We start from the raw sequence: 21,489 nt of genomic DNA on the forward strand, positions 1-21,489 counted from the left end.
CCATACCCTAGACAGCGGCCCTATGCCGCCCGACGGGCGGACATTATAGGGCATATGGCACAGGTAGCATTTTGATCCACAATCCTGCATCCCCGGGGTCAAACAGCAGTTGCGGTGAAATAGGAACTGTTTGGCAACCTAACAGGCTTAAACAATCCGTATTTCACCGCAACTCATATATGAGGATACGACTAGCGCTTGCGGGGGACGAGTTTGGTGCGGCGCAGGTGGATCATCTCGGCGGCGATGGAGATGGCGATCTCCTCGGGGTCCTCGGCCTGAATGGCAACGCCGATCGGCAGGTGCAGCTCGTCGATCCGCTCCTGCGTAAAGCCCTCCTGCTCCAGGCGGGCGCGCACAAAGGCCGTCTTGCGGCGCGAGCCCAAGCAGCCCAGATAGGCGGGCTTGGCGCGCATCGCCTGAATCACCACGTCGATATCGGACTTGTGGCCTGCCGTGGCCACGACCACCAAGTCGCGCGGACCAATGGGGCACTGCTCGCCCAGGTTCTTGTAATCGATCAGGCGACGATCGTAGACACCGGGCACCCATTCGGGCGTCAACGTGCCGGGACGGTCATCGCAAGCCACGACGGCAAAGCCCGCCGCCGTGAGCACCCGTGCCGTCGCAGCGCCCACGTGGCCGCAGCCAAAGATATAGGTTAGGCCCTCGGGGCAGAGCGTCTCGATGTGCGCCGGGGGAATCTCGGAGGCGGCGTTAGTGTAGGTGACGTTACTCCCCTCCTCCACCAGCGAAAGCCCGGGGCAGCCTGCAATGGTGCGGCGCGATTCCTCGCCATGGTACTCGGCCACATCGCCCTCGAGCGCGCTCGCGATAAACGGCTCAAAGTCGATGACGAAGTCGCCGATGCGCCGATAGACCAAGACGTCGGCAATTTCCTGAAACAACGGTGCCTTGGTCGCGTCCAGGTGCAGATAGCACAGGCAGATGGCTCCGCCGCAAATCATGCCGGTATCGGAGTTCTCGCCGCCCATGGTGTAGCGGACCAGACGCGACTGCCCCGCGGCCAGCAGCTCGCGCGCCTCATCGAGCGCAAAGAGCTCGATCTTGCCGCCACCGATGGTGCCCGCTTGGCTGCCATCGGCAAAGGCAGTCATCCATGCGCCCACACCGCGCGGTGACGACCCCGCCGTACCGGTCACGACCACGAGCTCGCACGTCTCGCCAGCACGCAGGGCGGCAAGCGCCGCATTTACAACATCGAGCTTTTCCATTGCCGCCTTCTATCTTCTAAAGACATCGGTGAGCATAGCGAGTGCCTCAAGCACGCCGCCGCCGACCGACGTCGCCTTGTCCGAAATATAGTTGATATAGTTGGCATCACCGCGCGGATCGACATCGGCGCATTTAAAGCCCTCAGTCACTTGCACGCCGTTCGCCAAAAGCCCGCGCAGACAGCCATCGATCTGCGTGCACATGGGCGTATCGCCCGCGTAGCCAATCACGTCTCCGGCGCTCACGATGTCGCCGATTGCGCGGTCGGACCGAAACACGCCGGCGGCGGGGCTGTGGATAACGCGCTCCCTGCCATAGCCAGCGATAATGCCCGGCACGCCCGTGTTGGGCTGGGGCGAACCTTGGGTAATGACACGGCCCAGGAAATGCCCGCGCATGGTCTCGACCACGGCGTCGCAATCGACCGGCGCGGTAAAGCCCGGCCCCACGGCGATGACGGTAGGCGCCATGTCGCGCGTGGTGCCCAGGTTGCGCTTGGCCAAAATCGCGTCGACCACAGCCGCGGGTTTAAGCTCATCGAGCATCTTGGCCTGAGGGTCCACCACGACGGCAACATCCCCCGCTTGGGTAATCTCGAGCGCCTCTGCCGGCGTCTGCGCTAAGCGAGCGCGAATGCCCTCGACCTGGACCTCGCCCAGGCGAATAGCCTCGCAAAAACTGATTGTGCGGCGGATGCACGTGGGAACCGCGATATCGGCCATAACGACCGACACGCCGGCGCGCACCAAGCGAGCGGCGACACCCGTGGCGATATCGCCGGCGCCGCGAACATAAACGAGCATTCCCGGGGCACCTCCCTGTGCTACGGTTTGAGCAGAGCAAAAGCGGTTCGACCGCTACTCTGATGATTATTTATTATCACAGTATTATACGGCGGTGAACAGATGGAAACGGTTAGCGGCAATCTTGCCTCGGCGCTCAGGATCGAGCCGGGCATTACCGCGATTATCGGCAGCGGCGGCAAGTCGACCTTGCTAAAGACGCTGGGCCTTGAGCTTATGCGCGCTGGCGGCCGCGTGCTCCTCTGCACCACCACGCATATGTTCCCCGTCGCCGGCGTGCCATGGGACGGGTCGAGCCGTCGCCTGGACGCCGCGCCTTGGAAGCCGGGCGCCTCGCATGTCCCCGGTTGCACCTGCAAGGCCTGCGCGGGCCTTGCACGCGGAGGCATCTGCCAGGCAGGCGTCTTGGACCCGGAGACGGGCAAGCTCTCCTCCCCTGCCGAGCCGCTCGACCAGCTGGCGCAGCGCTTTGACTATGTGTTGGCCGAGGCAGATGGCAGCAAGCGACTCCCGCTCAAGGCGCATGCCGCCTGGGAGCCGGTAATTCCCGCCGCCACGGCAAACGTTGTCTGGGTCGTCGGCGCCTCGGGACTGGGCAAACCCGTCGCCGAGGTTGTCCACCGCCCCGAGCTCTTTTGCGAGCGTTGCGGCTGCGAGCTCACCGACATCGCCACGCCCGAGCGCGTCGCCCAGGTGCTCAATGCCGAGATGCAGGCGCTGGGACTCAGCACCGCACGCGTCATGCTCAACCAAGTCGACACGCTCAGCGACCCAACGATGGCAGATCGCTTCGAGGCAGCCCTCGACCGTTCCATCATCACCACCAGCCTCAAGTAGCCGGCCCCATCTCGTCAGTTGCGGTGAAATACGGACTGTTTGGCCGCCTGACGGCCGCAAGCAGTCCGTATTTCACCGCAACTGCGGAGGGGAATCCGGCGGCCTTCCTGCTTGCGTCGTCCCTGTTAACGGGGCACGTAGCGGCCGGGCTGGGCTCCGGTGGGCTCGCCGTTGCGCGCCGCCAGCACGCCGTTGACGTATACGGCCTTGGCGCGACCATGCGCTTCAAAGCCCTCGAGCGGCGTGTAGTCCACGGCCTGATGCTGTGTCGCCGCGCGAATGGTCCAGCGCGCCTGGGGATCCCACACGCACACGTCGGCATCGGCGCCCTCGGCAAGACAGCCCTTGCGCGGATACATGCCAAAGACGCGCGCCGGGTTCTCGCTCATCAAGCGGCAGAGATCCTCGGGGCCCAGTTGCCCTTCAAAGCTCGTGGCAATCGCGACGGGACGATGCTCCACACCGGGCCCGCCGTTGGGAATCGCACGGAAATCGTCGCGCCCACGGTCCTTTTGCCCGTGCAGGTTAAAGCTGCAGTGGTCGGTCGCAATCGTATCGATCTCGCCGGCCACAAGCGCCTCGCGCAGGGCTGCACGGTCACCGGCATGGCGCAGCGGCGGGCTCATCACATACTTGGCGCCCGCAAAGCCGTCCTCGCCCTGCTCCAGATAGCAGGTGTCGTCGAGCATCAGATACTGGGGGCAGGTCTCAACATAGATATTCTTCTGCCCGCGCGCTTTGGCAGCACGGATGGCCTCGAGCCCCAGCTTGGTCGAAAGGTGCACCACGTTGACCGGAGCGTCCCCGGCCAAGTGCGCCAGATACAGCAGGCGGCTCACGGCCTCGGCCTCGCACACATCCGGACGGCTGAGCGCATGGCCCTCGGGCCCGTGGATGCCCTGCTCAAACACGCGCTTCTGCAGCTCATTCACCAGCGTACCGTTCTCGCAATGCACGCACAGTATGCCGCCGAGACGCTTGAGCTCCTCGTGCACCTCGAGCGTCTCGGCATCGTCCAAGCGCAGGTGGTCGTAGGCAAAGTAGGTCTTAAACGACGACACGCCCGCCTCGCGCATGGCCGAAAGATCGGCGCGGTTGCGCTCATTCCACTCGGCGAGTGCCATATGAAAGGCGTAGTTTGCCGTGCAGGTTCCGTCGGCGCGGCGATGCCACTCGGCAAGGGCATCGGGCATGGTCACGCCGCGATCGGCCGTCGCGTAGTCCACGATGGTCGTCGTACCGCCGCAGGCAGCCGCACGCGTGCCGGTCTCAAAGCTATCGGCCGTCCAATCCATGCCAGTCCAGCACTGCATGTGCGTGTGGCCGTCGATAAAGCCGGGAAACACCCAACAGTCGGTGGCGTCCTGGACGGTATCGCCCTCGGCAGGCTCAATCGCCGCGGCAATCCGCACAATCTTATCGCCATCCATGGCAAGATCAGCGCGGCGAAGCCCCTGGGGCGTCACGAGGGCGCCGTTTTTGATGATGATCATAATTGCTCCTTATTGATTGATGCAGTTGGCCACGCGATCAAAATACGAGCAGGCGGCGATATGCTCCGTTATGCGTTGCTGCCCCTTGGCGGTATCGACGTCCCACAGCTCGTAGGCACGCGCCTCGACCAGCACCGCGTCGACGCGACCTTTGAGAATCGAGCCCCCGCCGTCCTTGCCCTCAAGACGTATGAGCGCATCGAACAGTTCCGCCGGAAAGAGCACCGGACTCGAAGGCTCACCGTTGCACGCAAGACGCACCGGATGCTTGCGGCCACGCTCGTCAAATGCACGAACCATAGCCTCAAAAGAATCCGAACTCACGAGCGGCTGGTCGCCCGGCAAAAAGAGGCAGCCTTTCCAGTTGCGTTCGACTCCCCACGAAAGGCCCGCACGGACGCTTTCGCTGCGCAGCTCGCCATCGTGCAGTACACACGGGCAATGCTTGTCCTCGCAAATCTGGACGACCTCGGGCCAACGCGTCGAAACCACAACGTCAAAGCCCCGGGGAACCGAATCGATAGTCCGGGCAATCAGCGGCTCGCCATAGATATCGGCAAGCATCTTGTTAGAGCCAAACCGCTTGCCCTCGCCCGAAGCCATAATGACGCATCCAAGTTTCATGGTGATACCTCCCCTGAAACCATCGTACCCATAACTCGCGCCGCGGGCATCCACATCGAAAGCGCTTATCCCGCACGCCCGCGATGCAAAAAGGGGGCACCCCGCCGGTTGGCAGAGCGCCCCCTTTACATGGCTTACCTCAATCCGGCTTTAGGCCTGGAACCAACGGGCGGTATTGCGCTCGTCGAGGGCCTTGAGGGTAGCAGCGGGATCGGCAACCTTCTGCAGGAACATCATGGCTGCGATGGCGTACGGCTTGTAGCTGGCCTCCTTGTACATGCCCACACGGTGCATATCGAAGACGTCGGCGTTGACCTCGCCGTGCTCGCAGGAGACACCGGAGATGTCGGCGGGCAGCGGATGCATAAAGATGGTGTCCTGGCCGTTGGCGGTCTTTTCCATGAGCTCGGTCGTGGAGCACCAGTCCTGATGGGTGGCGTTCTGGGCGAGCAGCTCCTTCTCGAGCGCTGCGATGCCGGCGTCGTCGCCCTCGGCGTACAGGTTGGTGCGCTTCTCCATGGCGGCAAACGGAGCCCAGCTCTTGGGGATCACGATGTCGGCGCCCTCGAAGGCCTCGGCCATGGTGTTGACCTGCTTAAAGGTGGTGCCGGACTCGGCGGCGTAGCCCTTGGCGCGCTCGACGACCTCGGGCATGAGGTCGTAGCCCTCGGGGTGGGCCAGGGTGACGTCCATGCCAAAGCGGGGCAGCAGGCTGATCAGCGACTGCGGGCAGGACAGCGGCTTGCCGTAAGAGGGCGAATAGGCCCAGGTAACGGCAACCTTCTTGCCCTTAAGGTTCTCAAGACCGCCAAACTCGTTGATGAGGTAGAGCATGTCGGCAGAGGACTGCGTGGGGTGGTCGGAGTCGGACTGCAGGGAGATGAGCGTGGGACGGTGATCCAGAACGCCATCCTCGTAGGCCTGCTGGACAGACTCGGAGACCTCGGCCATGTAGGCGTCGCCCTTGCCGATGTACATGTCATCGCGGATGCCGATGACGTCGGCCATGAAGGAGATCATGGTAGCGGTCTCGCGGACGGTCTCGCCGTGAGCGATCTGGGACTTCTTCTCGTCCAGGTCCTGCAGCTCAAGGCCGAGCAGGTTGGCGGCCTTAGAGAAGGAGAAGCGCGTGCGGGTGGAGTTGTCGCGGAACAGGGAGACGGCCAGGCCCGAATCGAAGATCTTGGACGAAACGTTGTTCTCGCGCAGCTCGCGCAGGGCGTCGGCGACGATGTAGAGCGCCTTGAGCTCATCGGTGGTCTTATCCCAGGTGTGCAGGAAGTCGCTGCCGTACATACCCTTAAAATCGAGGCCGTTCAGCTGCTCGACGAGCTCGGTAAACTTGGCGTCCATGTAAATGTCCTTTCTAAAGGTGAAATAATCGCAATGAGTAGATGTGCCCCGGCATGCGCGTGTGGCTAGAACATGCCGAGCACTATGACGAGGACCCGCTACCGTTGAGGAAGCATGGGAGATAACGACCGCGGGCCCCAAGTCAACAGAAGGTGCCGGGGACACGATCGGCCCCCGGCTCAACAAGATCGAGGAATGGGACTAGTCGATCTTGTTGTTGGTCAGACCGGCGCGGAACACGGTGGCATCGCCATCGGCCTGGCTCGGATCGTAGAGGTTCAGGGCAGCCACATACATGGCGGCAGCGGTGACCAGGTCGTCCTTGTAGGTGACCTCGTTGGGAGCGTGAGCCTGAGACTCGGCACCCGGGCCAAAGCCGACGCAGGGGATGCCATAGCGGCCCTGGATGGAAACGCAGTTCGTGGAGAAGGTCCACTTGTCGCACAGCGGACGACCGGTGCGCTTGTCCATGCTGGGCTCGCAGCCGATGCGCTCGTCACCAAACATGGCCTTGTGGGCGTCGACGAGAGCCTTGACGTGCGGAGCGGTCTCCTTGTTGATCCACGTGGGGAAGTAAGCCTCGGTCTCGTAGACCTCGCCGGTCCAGGACGGACGGTCGTACATGTACATGGAGACCTTCACGTCGTCGCCGTACTTCTTGGCGGCCGGCAGGTTGCGGATCTCGTCCAGGCAGGACTCCCAGGTCTCACCAGCGGTCATACGACGGTCGATGGAGATGGCGCAGGAGTCAGCGACAGCGCAGCGGCTGGGGCTGGTGTAGAAGATCTGGCTGACAGTGCAGGTGCCGCGGCCCAGGAAGCGGGCATCCTCGTAGTGCTCGGGGTTGTACTTGGGGTCGAGCATCTTGACGAGACCCTTGATGTCGGTCGACTCGTCGCAGCCGTTGTTGTTGAGGGCGCGAACGTCGGCGATGATGTCGGCCATCTTGTAGATGGCGTTGTCGCCGCGGTCGGGAGCGGAGCCGTGGCAGGAGGTGCCGTGAACGTCGACGCGGATCTCCATGCGGCCGCGGTGACCGCGATAGATGCCGCCGTCGGTGGGCTCGGTGGAAATGACGAACTCGGGCTTAATGCCGTCCTTGTTGTAGATGTACTGCCAGCACATGCCGTCGCAGTCCTCTTCCTGGACGGTGCCGACGACCATGATCTTGTAGCCCTCGGGGATAAGACCCATGTCCTTCATCATCTTGGCAGCATAGGTAGCAGAAGCCATGCCGCCCTCCTGGTCGGAGCCGCCGCGGCCGTAGATGATCTCGTCGGTCTCGTAGCCCTCATAGGGATCGGCATCCCAGTTCTCGATGTTGCCGATGCCGACGGTGTCGATGTGGGAGTCGATGGCGATGATCTTGTCGCCCTCGCCCATAAAGCCCATGACGTTGCCCAGGCCGTCGACCTTGACCTCGTCATAGCCAAGGTTCTCCATCTCGGCCTTGATACAGGCAACAACCTCGCCCTCCTCGCAGGACTCAGAGGGATGGCTAATCATTGCGCGAAGAAAACGCGTCATATCAGCACGGTGGGACTCAGCAGCGTTTTTAATTGCCTCGAAATCGAGTTCCTTAGTCATAACAGTCAACCTTTCTACAAGGGTTTACCTACAGGTGGATTTCTTTCAGATAGATCACTTGTGCCAAGCAGCGTGAGGTCGAGTACCCGGCAAGCAAGTAAACGTAGGGTGGCGGAGCATATGTTTGCTCCGTCGCGAGTTCCGCACGAGCCGGAGAGCACTTAATGTGCTCTCCGTGCGAGCAGGACTGTCCGAGCAGGGAGCAAACATATGCTCCGTCACCCGGACAGGTCATCCTGCTAGCAAGTGGGATACTCGCCCTCCCAGACGATGCGACGGTACTGATCCGGGTCCGTGTCGCCCTCGGTGGAGAAGCAGAGCACGGAGCTCGTCTTGTCCAGGCCGATGAGCTCCTTGAGCTCGGCGTACTCGGGATCGAGCATGAGAGTCTCGACCAGGCCGGTGGTCACAGCGCCGGACTCGCCGGAGATGACGCGCGGGTCGCCCTTCTCGGGAGCGCCCAGGGTGCGCATGCCGCGAGCGGTGACCCAGTCGGGGCAGGACACGAAGGCGGTGGTGTGGTTGCGCAGGATATCCCAGCCCAGGATGTTGGGCTCGCCGCAGCACAGGCCGGCCATGATGGAGGGCATGTCGCCGTCCACGATGCGCGGATCGCCGTCGCCGGCGGCAGCGCCCTTGTACAGGCAGGCGGCAGGAGCGCACTCGACCACGACGAAGGTGGGCGGGTTATCGGGATACAGGTTGGTGAAGTAGCCCACCACGGCGCCGGCAAGCGAACCCACGCCAGCCTGGACAAAGACGTGCGTCGGACGGTTGATGGCCATCTCGCGCAGCTGCTCGGCAGCCTCGGAAGCCATGGTGCCGTAGCCCTCCATGATCCAAGACGGAATCTTCTCGTAGCCCTCCCACGCGGTGTCCTGAACGATGACGCCGCGCTCGCAGGCGTCGGCCTCGGCGGCGGCCATGCGCACGCACTCGTCGTAGTTGACCTCTTCGATGGTCACCGTGGCGCCCTCGGCGGCGATGTTATCGAAGCGGGGCTTGGTGGAACCCTTGGGCATGTGCACGACGGCCTTCTGGCCCAGCTTGTTGGCAGCCCATGCCACGCCGCGGCCATGGTTGCCGTCGGTGGCGGTAAAGAAGGTGGCCTGGCCAAAGTCCTCGGCCAGCTGATCGGAGGTCAGGTAATCGAAGGTGCAGTCGGCAACGTCCTTGCCGGTCTCGTCGGCAATGTAGTTGGCCATGGCAAACGAGCCGCCCAGAACCTTAAAGGCGTTGAGGCCAAAGCGATAGCTCTCGTCCTTAACGCACAGGTTGGAAAGGCCCAGGCGCGCAGCCTGACCATCCAGGCGGGCAAGCGGAGTGACAGTGTACTGGGGGAACGACTGGTGGAAGGCACGGGCCTTCTTCACGTGGTCGAGGCTCATGATTCCCAAGTGCTTGTCATCGCTCTTGGGCATCGTGTTACCCGCCCACTGGATCTTATCGGCCATACGGTGAACTCCTTAAGTCCTCTCTTGCCGGCCCCCGCATACGCGTTTCAGCCCATTCCCATTCATACGACTGAACTTTTATGTGGATGCCAAACAAAAAGTTTGTTAGTAATGTTCTATCACACTTTTTGGTTGGTATACCTAACGAATTGTTTGTTGCCGCAATCGGTACTTTTTCGCCGCCGAACGGTCATGAATTGCCTTGTTGATGGATTTGTTTGCGGTCATGTGTGGTTTATGGCACAGTGAGCCCAAACTAATTTTTAGGAAGGCACCTATGACCCCCGCACAGATTGAGTTTTATAAGCGCCTTGCACACGGCCTGGCGCTCCAATTTGGCCCCAACTGCGAAATCGTCGTCCACGATCTGGAGACCGAGGATGTGGACCACTCCATCGTAGTGATCGAAAACGGCCACGTCAGCGGACGCAAACTGGGTGACGGCCCCAGCCATATCGTGTTTGAGTCCATGCACGAGGGCGCCACCGACGTACACGACCGCGAGCCATACCTCACCAAAACCACCGATGGCAAGCTGCTCAAGTCCTCGACGATCTTTATCCGCAACGATGAGGGCAAACCCGTCGGCATTTTGGGCATCAACTTTGACATTACGCTTATGAAGGCTTTTGAGCGTTCGCTCGACGCCTTTACCGGCACCGGCGGCACGGGCTATACCGAGCCCGAGCCTATTACCAAGAACATCGGCGACCTGCTCGAGGACCTGCTGCACGAGTGTGAGCAGTTTGTGGGCAAGCCCGCGGCACTCATGACCAAAGACGAGCGCATTCGTGCCATTGGCTACCTCGACCGTCGCGGCGCCTTTCTCATTTCCAAGTCGAGCGAGCGCGCCTGCGAGTTCTTTGGCATCTCCAAGTACAGCTTCTATAGCTACCTCAATGAGGCCAAGGCGGCGGCCGGCGACAAGTAGGTACTCGCCCGGATTGCCCCTCCCCCTTTTGGGTGCGAGTTCTGGAAAGCACGAATCCAAGACCGGGCCGCTTGGGAAGTTCCATATAATCGATGTCATTAGTATTTCGAAAGGATGGAACAGAATGGCGTTGAGCAAGGCATCATGCACCGGTCGCGGATTGATTCCGGCAATTGGTGGACATGTGCACCGCATGTTCGATGAGGGTGAAGACGACCTGTTTTCGCTAAGCCTTGACGACGTGATGGATGATCGCCCGTGGACCGCCGACGAACTCATGGGCGGCGGGGCTCGCCCGTCAAGCCCCGATCCCACACTTGCGCCTAAGCCCGTATCTGTGCCGACTCCTGCGCAGTCGCCTGTTTCGACGCCAGCGCCTACGCCCGCACCCACTTCGGCGCCCACGCCCGCTCCCCGCCCCGCAAGCGACCCGTCCGAGACTGCGGCATTTCTCGCTGCAGCGACGCAGGGCAAATCGGCCGACAGCACCGTTATGTACAGCGCCCAGCAGTTGCCTGTTCCTGCGGCACGCAAGCCTCCGGTCGCAAGGCTCGATGAGCCCGTTGCCCATCAGGTTGCCTACGATTCCTGGGCTGCAGCCGATCTGGATGAGACCTCTACCGGCATGCCGGCGCTCGATGTTCCAGTTAACCCGCTTTTTGCCGCCAACACGAGCGCCGCGGACTATGAGGGCGGTGCGGCATATTCCGATTATTCCGATGGCTATGCTGGCAACGGTCGCATCGAGACCGAGGATTATGACACCGCATCGAGCGATTATCTCAACGATCCGTACGCTGCCACGCCTGCACCGGAATATGACCCGGAGGCCGCGCCCGCACCGGCATATACCAAAAGCACGGGCGAAGAGCGCTTCGCCGATTATTACGCCGAGGAAAAGGCGCTGCGTTTCTCGGAATTTCCGCAGGCAGTCAAGGTTGCCTTTATCGCCATTATCATTGCCCTGCTCGGCGTCATTGCGTTTGAGGGATTCCAGCTGTTCCGCGGCCCCACCCAAGCGGAGTCGGAGACCCAGCAAAAAGAGGACGATAACCAGTACCTGGACATCAACACCCTCAAGGGCGACCCCAACGACGGAGACGACGAGTAGCGAGAGCTGAAGGCGGCCGCAGGATCCCGCATCCAGCACCGGCTTCTAAGTGCTGTTTTGTCATCCAGCCACACTTTTCCGAAGTTTTAAGGTGCCTATTTCGACACTTTTCCGGATGAAAGCCGAATAATCACTTGGGAAACTAACGCCGTTCACACGTCATTTCACAGGCGGCGTTTGATTTCCGTCCGTACACGCCGATAGACTTCCTCTTGCCCGCAAAGAGCGGGCGCGTTTTATCCAGAGTCGGGGTAGAGAGTTGGCTCCACGATCCCGACGCCAACCGGCCAAGAGGCACGGTGGCCCTGCCAACATCGATGAAAGGAGTCCGTATGGACAATTTCTCCGTGCGCAGCGAGCGCAACTTCCACAACTTGGACGCACAGCCAAAACCCATGCATCTTCTGGACAAGCCGAATGGCTACGCCTCGGCCATGATCAAGAGTAGTCTCTCCCACCAGATGCGCTTTACGGTGCAGGTGCTCGAGAAAGAGCTCTGCGACGCCGGCGACCCGCACGTGCTGCAGATCAAGCTGCTCGGAGACGACTTGCGTGAGCCGTCTAGCTGGAAGCTCTTTGCCGACGGCGCGTGCGTCGCAAGCGGCTCGGGCGACTTTGCCCGCGAGTGCTTCTGTGAGGGAGCTGAGGTGTTCCTGGACCTGTGCCGTGACGCCGTACGCGCGGCCGAGCTGCGGCAGTGGAGCGAAAGGGAGTATGAGCTGTTGAGTGCGGCCCGCGGGATTGCGATGGTGTAGGCAGACAGACCAGACAGCTCGTCATACTGGTTGACGCTTCGATTCAAACAGCAGTGCGAAGTCGCGCTTACAGCCCTGCCATGCCAAACCGAATGGCGTTCTCAAAAGGCCTACCTCCCCTCCGCCTTCAGCCTCAGCAGCAGGTCGCCCAGCTCGGGGCACTTGCTAGAAAGGCGCGTCTGAGCTCGCTCGCCCATCCCCCACCGCTGGCGGACTTCCTGGGCGCGCGGGCTCACGCGGTAGTCCCCGTCCATCACCTGCTTGAGCAGCTTGGCGGTCACGCGCGCATCGGCAAGGGCGCTGTGGGCGTGACCCGTCGACTCGTCGAACTCGATGCCAAACCACGTCGCCGCGTCACTCAAAGAGACGCACCCGTGGCTGCCCACGTCCATGATCGAGGTGTAAAACGCCTGCAGGTCGGCCCAATCCGTAGGAAATGCGGAAAGATCGATGTGCTTTGCCTGGCACTCGGTCAAAAGCTGTCGACGGTCCGCCCCGCTCCAGCAAACTACCTGTGCGGAGTAGCGACCGATCCAATCGCTGAGCCTTTTGATTACCATGTAGAGCGGATCGGCCATCGCAGTGTCCACGGCCGATATCCCCGTAAGCTCGCGGACGGAAAACGCAACGCCTTCGGTAAATTCCGTCTGCACAAACTGCGAGAACTCGCCCATAACGTTGCCGTGGTAATCGAGCTTGACGGCGCCGACCTCGATAATCTCATTACGCAGCCCACGTCGCTGGCGCTGCTTTGGCACCGGCGCAAACTCAAAGTCCAGCACAATCTGGCGCGCAAAGTTCGTCGTATCGATAGCCGAGATACACGGCGTCTTTTCAGCTGACACGGTTAGGGCCTTTCTCCGTTGCTTGCCGCTTGTTACATAAGCGGCTACATTGCCGTAAGGTTAGGCGCTCGTGCGGACATGAAATCGGAGCGCAATGCCACGCGCGCCAGGCACACGCCATGCAGACGGCCCCAAGAGAGTCGCCCGCTCTATTCAAATGCATGAAAAAGATTTAGGCCCGGTGACTTGAATCAGCGGTCATCCCGGGCCCATCAGAGCTCGTAGAGCTCTTGGTTGCTTTGGTCTCGCTCTTCACGGCGCTTATCGAACTTTCCGAGGCACTCAAGCAGCATTCGAAGCATAACAAGTCGCTGCCATTAAGGCACTGACCTCTTGACCAAGCAACGGCGCTGCCCAGCTATCACCCTTGGGCTGCCGTCAACTTTATTCTATCCGCGAGCATCTGGTTTACCAAATGGATTTTCGGTAAAGGAAGCACGGCACGCCCGCAAAACCACTACGCCCCAAGTGCCGCCATGGGAATCACCGCCACGCCGTCGTCGCGTGTGTAGGCAATGCTCCCCTTTCCAACCACGACCGCCAAAAACGCCGGCGCGGCATTCTGGGCGGCAGGATTGGAGAGCACTTTCCTCTCCAGCGCCTTGAGATTTCTCGCTCCATCGCCTGCTTTCGCATCACTCAGCTTGACCTCGATGGCTCCCCAGCGCCCGTCGTGCTCAACGATCAGATCGACCTCAAGGCCCTTCTCATCTCGGAAATAATGGACACTGTTGTCGACACCGCCGTAGGTGGAAAGGAACACGCGCACGTCGCGCAGGACGAGATTCTCAAAGAGCATCCCCAGCGTTTGCATATCGCCAAGCAGCCGCTCAGGGGTAGCCCCCAGCAACGCCGCCGCAAGTGACGGGTCACAGAAGTAGCGCTTGGGGCGCACGCGAACGCGGGCCTTCGAGCGCATGGGCGGCTCCCATCCGCACAGGTCCTCGGTCAGCTTGAGCCTGTTGAAGAGGTCCAAGTACGCAGCGATGGTCCTCTCGTCGGGGCCCGCCTCACCGTACGAGGCGTCCTTTACGAGCGTCTTGTACGTGACAGCCTGGCTCTCGTTCATGGCAAGAGCTCGCAAAAGGCCGTGTGCAAGCTCGGGCGACATACCCTCGTCCAGCACGTTGACGTCGAGCACCGAGTGCACGTACTGGCTTGCCGTCTCTCGCGCAAGATCTTCCGAAAGCCCAAGATTTGCAGGCCAACCGCCCCTGCAGCACCAGCGGGCGACGTCATCCACCGTGCTCTCGCGACGCTGAGGGGCAAAATCCTCGCCCTTAAAGAGGCTTGCCAGTGACACGAGCGGCTCGCCGTCGCCCGACTCACACAGGGCCATGGGGCGCATTGACAGACGGGCGATCCTACCCGTGCCGGAATGACGAACATGGCTGCGCTCCTCGCTTTTGAGCGCGGTCGAGCCCGTGAGCAAAAGTGTCCCCCGTTCGTTGCCGCTCGCGTCCACGAAACGCCGGGCGGCATCCCAAACCTCGGGCACCTCCTGCCATTCATCGACCAGGTGTGGCGCATCGCCGATGAGCGCCAGGCTTGGGTCGACCTCTGCCGCCGCACGCTGCGCAGGCTCATCGAGCCTGGAGACGCTCGCCGAGCGAGAGAGCGCCGTCCAGGTCTTGCCGCACCATTTGGGGCCGTTGATCTCCACACAGCCAAACGCCCGCATAAGGGTGTCGAGGCGCTCCTCTATGAGCCGGGGCCTATATCCCTTTTGGGTCAATCTCTTTGGTGCATCCATAGACGGCCGTCCCTCTCTATCACGCGATATGCGAAATTACGCCATTCTCAATGCTGATTTTACGCTACTTTCAATGTAGTTTTTACGCCATGACAGATGTAGTTTTTACGCCATTTTCATTGAAGGTTTTACGCTTGGCATCCTTAGCGCGACCCATTCCGAGCATCACATCAGAGCGTGCTTGGTTATCTCCGCTCGCACATCTCGGCAAACGAAATCAGCTTGGCATCTCCCCTGCTCGCCGCAGCTTCCTGACATCCTTGCGTAAAGCCTCGCTTCGAGAAGATCGCATAGCTTTTGTGCTGCCGTCTAAAGAGCTCGCTGCGGTGCACGAGCTTTTGCAGCACGTCTTCGCCCACCGGTTCATTGCGCCATTTGCACTCCGCAAACAGCGCAGTGCCCTCGCCATCGTCAACAATCAAGTCGATTTCTTCCTGCGTATGCGTGCGATTATCCGTCCCCCACCAGCGCCCGACGCTCGCCGGAACCACATCGAGCTGGCCCGCTCGCGCGAGTTCGTACACGTATTGTCTGCATATAAGCTCAAAGACCGTACCCATGTAATCCGATACGTGTGGCTCAATGCGCTTATACGCCATCTCGGCCATATCGTTTTGAATCAGCCCGATGTTCTGCGGAACAAACTTGTACCAGAACCTAAACATCTGGTCGCTCAGCAGATACACGGCTCGCTTATTGCTCGTCTCGTTTAGGGGCAGCTCGCGCTCGACAATCCCAAGCGACGCCAGCTTATCCACATAGCTCTTTACGTTGCTCGCAGGGATTCCCGTAGAGCTCGCAATCTCCGAGATCCTCGAGCGCCCCTGGGCAATTGCCTGCACGATCGCATCATATTGCTCGGGATTGCGGCACTCTTGCAACAGCAGGTTACTCGGCTCCTCAAAGAGATAGCCCGTAGGAGTAAGAAAAAGACGTTTGATGTTGTCCTTGAGCGATACGGCAGGATCGACTTTCTCGATATATGCAGGAATGCCGCCCGTCATGCCATAGCAAACTGCAGCGTCTTCGCGACTCATGCTCTGCCACAGGCCGAGGGTCGTCATAAAATCGAGCGGCATGATCTTAAACTGGGCCGTACGCCTACCGTATAGCGGGCTCTCGTAGCCCAACACCTGTTCCTCCATAAACGAAAGAGACGAGCCGCATAGAATCAGCATGAGCCTGGTCTCTTTGTACAGGTGATCAATCTTGTCTTGCAGCAACGAGCTGATCTCGGGATTCGATTGGGCGAGATAGGGATACTCGTCAATCACGACAATCAAACGTTCCGTGCGAGCCATGGTGGCCAATGCATCAAACGCCTCGTCAAAACTACGAAACGACACGCCAGCAACACCAACGGAGCCCGCAAGTATCGCCTGGCTAAAGCCATGCAGGTTTGCCTCTGCATTGGTACGACGAGCTTGAAAGTAAATAGCCTTCTTGCCTTGGATAAACTCTGTGATAAGACGCGTTTTACCCACGCGACGGCGGCCGTAGATTACGGGCATCTCAAAGGAGCCCGTGCCATACAGTCGATTGAGCTCGGACATTTCCGCCGTTCTTCCGATAAACATAGGGCCATCCTTCCTTTACGTTATAGCTAGCTATATTATACCTTTCTATAATATAGCTAGCTATAACGTAATTCGACAAGCGGAGCACGCAAAAGGAGCGGTACACCAGCGCACGTGGACCGTTCCGGAAAGCGCGTCCCGTTCCGAGCGGCAATTCCGGGTCACGGTTTCCTCAGGTACAAGACGACGATCCGCAGCCCTTATCACATGCCTTCAAACATGCAATCCAGAAACACAAAACAGCAGATAGATTGCTCTTTTTCAAAAAAGTACACGTCCCAAAACTTACCAAGACTTCATATCTAGCTACCGTTCAAGGTCGCCGATTACCGCCCACCGATTCGGATGTAAAAATGTCGCCGAAAACAGGCCATCTACCTGCATGGTTAGATTTTGGTCAGCTTTTGGTCAGCTGAGCGGCAAGTTCCAGCTGATACGTTTTTGCTACCCAAAAGGAGGCGGTAGCTCATGACCCATTGCAATGACCAACTCATCGATCAACTGCTCACCCAAGCCGAACAAGAGGGGCGCTGTCTGATTCCCCCGAGCGCGGCGATCCGAAAAGCGCTCCTTCGGCGCATCGGCAGCACGGTCGTCTCCCCCATGCCGGGATTGTTCGCGCGCAAAATGCGCTGGGATGAGCTAAACCGAGCGCAGCGTCATTGCGAGATTATTCGCGCCCTTGCGATCATCCACCCCAATTGGACGTTCTGCTCGTTTTCGGCAGCTTGCCTGCTGGGGCTCGAGGTCTCGTGGCGACACCTGAATGTCGTGCATGTTTGCAGCTCGACAAAGCCGTCGGCTCGCCCGGGCGCACATATTCAGCGGCACCAGATTGAGCCAGCCGGAGCAATACGCAGAGCCGGCATATCGGTAACGCCGCCCATCCAAACGGTCACAGATTGCCTGCTGCAAACTGGTTTCGCCGATGGCATGCCCATTGCCGATTCGGCGATCCTAAAGCTCGGCCTTGCGCGGGAACAGCTGATGGAGGCCGTTGAGCAACGAGCGACTGCCCGCAATGATCGCGCGATTCGCACCGCCCTCACAACGCTTCGATATGCCGACGCCCGCGCCGAGAGCGGCGGGGAATCGGTCACCCGAGCCGTCATGATCGAGACGGGCTTTGCGCCCGACTGGCTTCAATACGAGTTGACGGACCCCTTCGATTCGGCCAAGCCCATACGAACGGACTTTGCCTGGGAGCGCCAGGCGCGGGAACTCACGCTGGGCGAGCTCGACGGGCTCATCAAATATACCGACCAGACCATGCTGGCCGGACGCACCACCGCCGAGGCGCTCGTTGCCGAACGACAGCGCGAGGCGCACCTATCGCTCTACGGTCACCCCCTGCTGCGCTTTACCATGAACGAGGTCCGCTCGGCAGGAATGCTCGCCAAAAAGCTGCAGACGGCAGGCATCCGGCAGACCGCGCTGCCGACATGGCTCAACGACGTGGAGCTGTAGGGGCTGCTGAGCTTATGCCCGTCTGCTTGGCAAAGCGGGACACACTTTCCGGTTGGCAGCGCCCGCGGAAACCAGGACCCAGATTGAGTGCTCAAAACGGGATGCGCTTTCCATATGGCATGCCTAGCGGAAAGCACGACCCGTTCCGAGACCGAATTCCGGGACGCCGTTTCCGCTTGAGGCTTCAACCGGAAAATGCATCCCACGCTGGAGCCATATTCCGGGACACAGTTTCCGCCTGAGGCCGATCCGGAAGTTGCACCCCATTCTGAGGCATGATTCCGGGACGCAGTTTCCGTATGCGGAGGCGCTCCAAACAAAAGGCCCCGGCTCGCGATGGAGCTGGGGCCAAAGGCGCAGCATATGTAGTTGATGCTGAGCGCGAACAGCTCGTCAGTAATGACCGTCCGCGCTCCACCCTACCCGCGGTTGCGGACGCGGCTGTAGGGCGTATCCACCATGGGCAGATCCGGACGCAGCTTGCCGTCAAACGCGCGGTAGGCGTTCTGCACGGCGGGCGCCGTGGGAATCGTTGCGATCTCGCCGATGCCCTTGCCGCCGTATGCCACGGGCAGCAGCTCGTCCTTCTCCACGTAGATGGCATGGATATCCGGAATCTCGGGCGCACGGAACAACCCGAGCGTACCGTACCTTGCCTGGGGTACGCAGTCCTTGAGCGGCCAGTCCTCGGTAAGTGCGTAACCCATGCCCATGAGCACGCCGCCTTCAATCTGACCCTGGATGGAGATGGGGTTGACCACCTTGCCGGAATCGTGCGCGGCATAGACCTCGCTCACGCGACCGTCATCATCCAGAATGACCACATGCGTGGCAAAGCCGTAGCAGATGTGGCTCTTGGGGTTGGGAACGTCGGCGCCCAGCTTGTCGGTCGGCTCCAGGTACACGTAGCCAAACTCGCATCCCTCGAGCGCCTTGATGGCGGCCGCAGGATCCTGAGGATGCATACCCTGGCCGGCGACGAGCTCCTGCGTGCGCAACTGATAGACGCGGCCGTCGTCATACTCGATCTTGACGCCGTCGCCATGCGCACTCACGGGAGCGGCGGGCGCAGACTTGCCGGCCTCGATATCAAGCATGGCATCGCGCAGCAGGAAGGCGGCACCGCGCACGGCCTCGCCGGTCACGACCGTCTGACGCGAGCCAGACGTGGTGCCGGAGTCGGGAGCGTTCTCGGTGGAGCACTCGCCGTTGGCGATGCAGCGAAGCGGCAGGCCGCATGCCTCGGCAACGTCTTGCAAAAAGACGGTGTTACAGCCCTGGCCGATGTCGGACGTGGCGGCGTAGACCACGGCGCGGCCATCCTCGATGCGGATCTTGCAGCGGCCGGCATCGGGCAGGCCCACGCCCACGCCGGCGTTCTTCATGGCGCAGGCGATACCGGCGTGTCCGGGATGCGCGTAGTAGGCATCCTTGACCTCGAGCAGCGTCTCTTTAAGCGCCGTGGAGCAATCGGCAATCTGGCCGTTGGGCAGAACCTCGCCCGGCTCGATGGCGTTGCGGTAGCGAATCTCCCACGGATCCAGGCCGACCTTCTCTGCCAGCAGGTCGATCAGGCTCTCGAGCGCAAACTCGGACTGGCAAACGCCAAAGCCTCGGTACGCACCGGCGGGCGGGTTGTTGGTGTAGTAGCCAAAGCCGCGAATGTCGGTGTTCTGGTACTTGTAGGGGCCGACAGCATGCGTACAGGCGCGCTCGAGCACCGGGCCGCACAGCGACGCGTAGGCGCCGGTATCAAAGTTGATCTCGCAATCCAAACCGGTAAAGTTGCCCTCGGCGTCGCAACCCAGCGTAAAGGTGCCGTCCATGGCATGACGCTTGGGATGGAAAGCAAGCGACTCGGCACGCGTGAGCTTGCACTTCACAGGACGCTGGAACTTATAGGCAGCGAGCGCGGCCAGATGCTGAATGGACACGTCCTCCTTGCCGCCAAAGCCGCCACCCACGAGCATGGTCTCTACAACCACGCGCTCGGGTTCGCTATCCCAGCCAAACATGTGGGCACACTCTTTGCGCGTATCGTAGGCACCCTGATCGGTCGACTGCACCTTGACGCCGTTCTTGTACGGGAAGGCCACGGCGCACTCGGGCTCCAAGAAGGCATGCTCGGTAAAGGGCGTGGTAAAGCGCTGCGTCACGGTAAACGCGCTCTCCGCCAGCGCCTTGGCGGCGTCGCCGCGCGTCACGTGACGGCTCTGGCACACGTTGTCCTTGAGCTCCACCGTGTTGCCAAAGGCAAAGAAGCTGTCGTGCAGGCGCGGGGCGTCGGCAGCCCTGGCCTCGGCGATGTTGCGCACGGGCTCCAGCGGCTCGTAATCAATCTTTACGAGCTTCTTGGCCTTCTCGAGCGTCGCTTCGTCCTCGGCAACCACCAGCACGATGGCATCGCCCACGCAGCGGGTGATATCGCCCTGAGCGATCATGACATCCCAGTCCTGGATAAGGTGGCCGACCTGGTTGACCGGCACGTCCTCGGCGCGCAGGATGCCCACCACGCCGGGCAGGGCCTCGGCCTTGGAGGTATCGATGGAGAGCACGCGGGCGCGCGGATACTTGGAGCGCACAGCGCTGGCGTAGGTCAGACCCGGCTGATCGAGCTCGTCGATGTCGTCGGGATACTTGCCCTCGCCGAGCACCTTCTTGCGCACGTCAATACGGAAGGCGCGCTTGCCCACGCCGTAGTCGTCGCCGCGCTCCAGATCCTCGTCGATCTGCTTTTCGCCACGGAGCACCGCAGCTGCCAGCGAGATGCCCTCGATAATCTTCTTGTAGCCGGTGCAACGGCATACATTGCCGCGGATGGCGTACTTAATCTGCTCCTCGGTGGGCTCGGGGTCCTCGGCGATGAGCGCTGCACCCGCCATGACCATGCCGGGGATGCAAAAGCCGCACTGCACGGCGCCCACGGCGCCGAAGGCGTACACGAAGGCCTCGCGCACGTCCTCGGGCAGGCCCTCGACGGTCACGATGTTGCGGCCGGCGGCAAGCGCGGTGGTCAGCACGCAGGCCTTGACGGCCGCACCGTCCACGTGAATGGTGCAGGTACCGCAGGCGCCCTCGGAGCAGCCGTCCTTGGCGGAGTGAATGTGCAGGTCGTCGCGCAGGTAGCGCAGCAGCGGTTTGTTTTGGGTCGTCGTGCGCTCAACGCCGTTAACGGTAAAAGTGAATTCCTGTGCCATGGTGATTCCCTTCTACACGCCGGCGGCGATGCCGGTGCGGTCGTGGATAGCGCCATGCGGGCAGACGACGGCGCACATGCCGCACGACAGACAATCCGCGCCATCGATATGGGCGCAGTTGTCCTCGATGCGGATAGCGCCGGCGGGGCACTTTTTGGCGCACATGCCGCAACCGATGCAGCTCGTGTCGCAGATCTTGCGGGCAATGGCGCCCTTATCGGTGTTGTTGCAGCGCACCAGGATGTTCTGGTAGCCGGGAACGAAGGCAATCACGCGCTGCGGGCACGCCATGCCGCACAGGCCACAGCCCGTGCACTTGGAACGATCCACGCGGGCGATGCCGTCGACCAGTGCAATGGCACCGTGGGGGCAGGCCGTGACACAGGCAACACAGCCAATGCAGCCTTCGCTGCAGCGGGCGTCGCCGCCTGCGGAAGCACAGCCGCTTCCGCAGGCAACGTAGGCC

General features: G+C 61.1%; 17 protein-coding genes and 1 riboswitch. Of the genes, 5 read left to right on the top strand and 12 right to left on the bottom strand.

Annotated elements, in window-relative coordinates:
- Positions 1–191 precede the first annotated feature (191 nt).
- Both AB5767_RS03605 and yqeB read right to left on the bottom strand, forming a co-directional pair.
- Positions 192–1,235 carry an XdhC family protein gene (locus AB5767_RS03605; RefSeq protein ID WP_368132409.1) on the bottom strand — a complete coding sequence of 348 codons (1,044 nt, stop codon included), beginning with the start codon at positions 1,233–1,235 and terminating at the stop codon, positions 192–194.
- 9 nt (positions 1,236–1,244) lie between these two features.
- Entirely contained in the window at positions 1,245–2,039 is a 795-nt protein-coding gene (gene yqeB / locus AB5767_RS03610) for a selenium-dependent molybdenum cofactor biosynthesis protein YqeB (RefSeq protein WP_368132408.1), read from the bottom strand.
- Positions 2,040–2,141: 102 nt separating this feature from the next.
- Here yqeB and yqeC point away from each other — a divergent pair, with 102 nt between their 5' ends.
- Positions 2,142–2,876, top strand: a complete 735-nt coding sequence (gene yqeC / locus AB5767_RS03615; RefSeq protein WP_368132407.1) for a selenium cofactor biosynthesis protein YqeC — start codon at positions 2,142–2,144, stop codon at positions 2,874–2,876.
- A 125-nt stretch (positions 2,877–3,001) separates the two neighbouring features.
- Here yqeC and hydA read toward each other — a convergent pair whose 3' ends face one another.
- The 5 genes from hydA to dpaL all read right to left on the bottom strand — a co-directional run bounded on the left by hydA (position 3,002) and on the right by dpaL (position 9,387).
- The gene (hydA, locus tag AB5767_RS03620; RefSeq protein ID WP_368132406.1) at positions 3,002–4,369 is read right to left on the bottom strand and encodes a dihydropyrimidinase; all 1,368 of its coding nucleotides are present in this window, start codon (positions 4,367–4,369) and stop codon (positions 3,002–3,004) included.
- Between the two features lie 9 nt (positions 4,370–4,378).
- Positions 4,379–4,993 (bottom strand): nucleotidyltransferase family protein, encoded by a 615-nt coding sequence (locus tag AB5767_RS03625; RefSeq protein WP_368132405.1) that lies wholly within the window; start codon positions 4,991–4,993, stop codon positions 4,379–4,381.
- Between the two features lie 150 nt (positions 4,994–5,143).
- Positions 5,144–6,346, bottom strand: a complete 1,203-nt coding sequence (gene ygeW, locus AB5767_RS03630; RefSeq protein WP_055252229.1) for a knotted carbamoyltransferase YgeW — start codon at positions 6,344–6,346, stop codon at positions 5,144–5,146.
- A gap of 201 nt (positions 6,347–6,547) precedes the next feature.
- Positions 6,548–7,933 (bottom strand): YgeY family selenium metabolism-linked hydrolase, encoded by a 1,386-nt coding sequence (locus tag AB5767_RS03635; protein WP_368132404.1) that lies wholly within the window; start codon positions 7,931–7,933, stop codon positions 6,548–6,550.
- A 239-nt stretch (positions 7,934–8,172) separates the two neighbouring features.
- A complete protein-coding gene (gene dpaL / locus AB5767_RS03640) occupies positions 8,173–9,387 on the bottom strand; it encodes a diaminopropionate ammonia-lyase (protein ID WP_117583046.1) in 1,215 nt (404 codons plus the stop codon).
- A gap of 277 nt (positions 9,388–9,664) precedes the next feature.
- Between dpaL and AB5767_RS03645 the strand changes: the two genes are divergently transcribed.
- The 3 genes from AB5767_RS03645 (at position 9,665) to AB5767_RS03655 (ending at position 12,184) form a co-directional block, all read left to right on the top strand.
- A complete protein-coding gene (locus AB5767_RS03645; RefSeq protein WP_349091912.1) occupies positions 9,665–10,318 on the top strand; it encodes a helix-turn-helix transcriptional regulator in 654 nt (217 codons plus the stop codon).
- A gap of 124 nt (positions 10,319–10,442) precedes the next feature.
- On the top strand, positions 10,443–11,429 hold the full coding sequence (locus tag AB5767_RS03650) for a hypothetical protein (RefSeq protein WP_368131885.1): 987 nt from the start codon (positions 10,443–10,445) through the stop codon (positions 11,427–11,429).
- 233 nt (positions 11,430–11,662) lie between these two features.
- Positions 11,663–11,753: riboswitch (SAM riboswitch) on the top strand.
- 8 nt (positions 11,754–11,761) lie between these two features.
- On the top strand, positions 11,762–12,184 hold the full coding sequence (locus AB5767_RS03655; protein ID WP_368131884.1) for a hypothetical protein: 423 nt from the start codon (positions 11,762–11,764) through the stop codon (positions 12,182–12,184).
- A gap of 110 nt (positions 12,185–12,294) precedes the next feature.
- Here the strand turns inward: AB5767_RS03655 and AB5767_RS03660 are convergent, their stop codons facing one another.
- From AB5767_RS03660 to AB5767_RS03670, 3 genes are all read right to left on the bottom strand, one after another.
- A complete protein-coding gene (locus AB5767_RS03660) occupies positions 12,295–13,029 on the bottom strand; it encodes a 3'-5' exonuclease (protein ID WP_368131883.1) in 735 nt (244 codons plus the stop codon).
- Between the two features lie 457 nt (positions 13,030–13,486).
- A complete protein-coding gene (locus AB5767_RS03665; RefSeq protein ID WP_368131882.1) occupies positions 13,487–14,692 on the bottom strand; it encodes an ATP-binding protein in 1,206 nt (401 codons plus the stop codon).
- Between the two features lie 275 nt (positions 14,693–14,967).
- Positions 14,968–16,359, bottom strand: a complete 1,392-nt coding sequence (locus AB5767_RS03670) for an ATP-binding protein (protein ID WP_368131881.1) — start codon at positions 16,357–16,359, stop codon at positions 14,968–14,970.
- A 468-nt stretch (positions 16,360–16,827) separates the two neighbouring features.
- On the opposite strand from AB5767_RS03670, the gene AB5767_RS03675 reads away from it, so the two are divergent.
- Positions 16,828–17,826 carry a hypothetical protein gene (locus tag AB5767_RS03675; protein WP_368131880.1) on the top strand — a complete coding sequence of 333 codons (999 nt, stop codon included), beginning with the start codon at positions 16,828–16,830 and terminating at the stop codon, positions 17,824–17,826.
- 419 nt (positions 17,827–18,245) lie between these two features.
- Here the strand turns inward: AB5767_RS03675 and xdh are convergent, their stop codons facing one another.
- Positions 18,246–21,023 (bottom strand): selenium-dependent xanthine dehydrogenase, encoded by a 2,778-nt coding sequence (gene xdh, locus AB5767_RS03680; protein ID WP_368131879.1) that lies wholly within the window; start codon positions 21,021–21,023, stop codon positions 18,246–18,248.
- Positions 21,024–21,035: 12 nt separating this feature from the next.
- The coding region (locus AB5767_RS03685; RefSeq protein WP_368153305.1) for a 4Fe-4S binding protein at positions 21,036–21,489 on the bottom strand (454 nt) is incomplete at its 5' end.

The sequence above is a fragment of the Collinsella aerofaciens genome, assembly GCF_040926265.1.
GTDB lineage: Bacteria > Actinomycetota > Coriobacteriia > Coriobacteriales > Coriobacteriaceae > Collinsella > Collinsella aerofaciens_BB.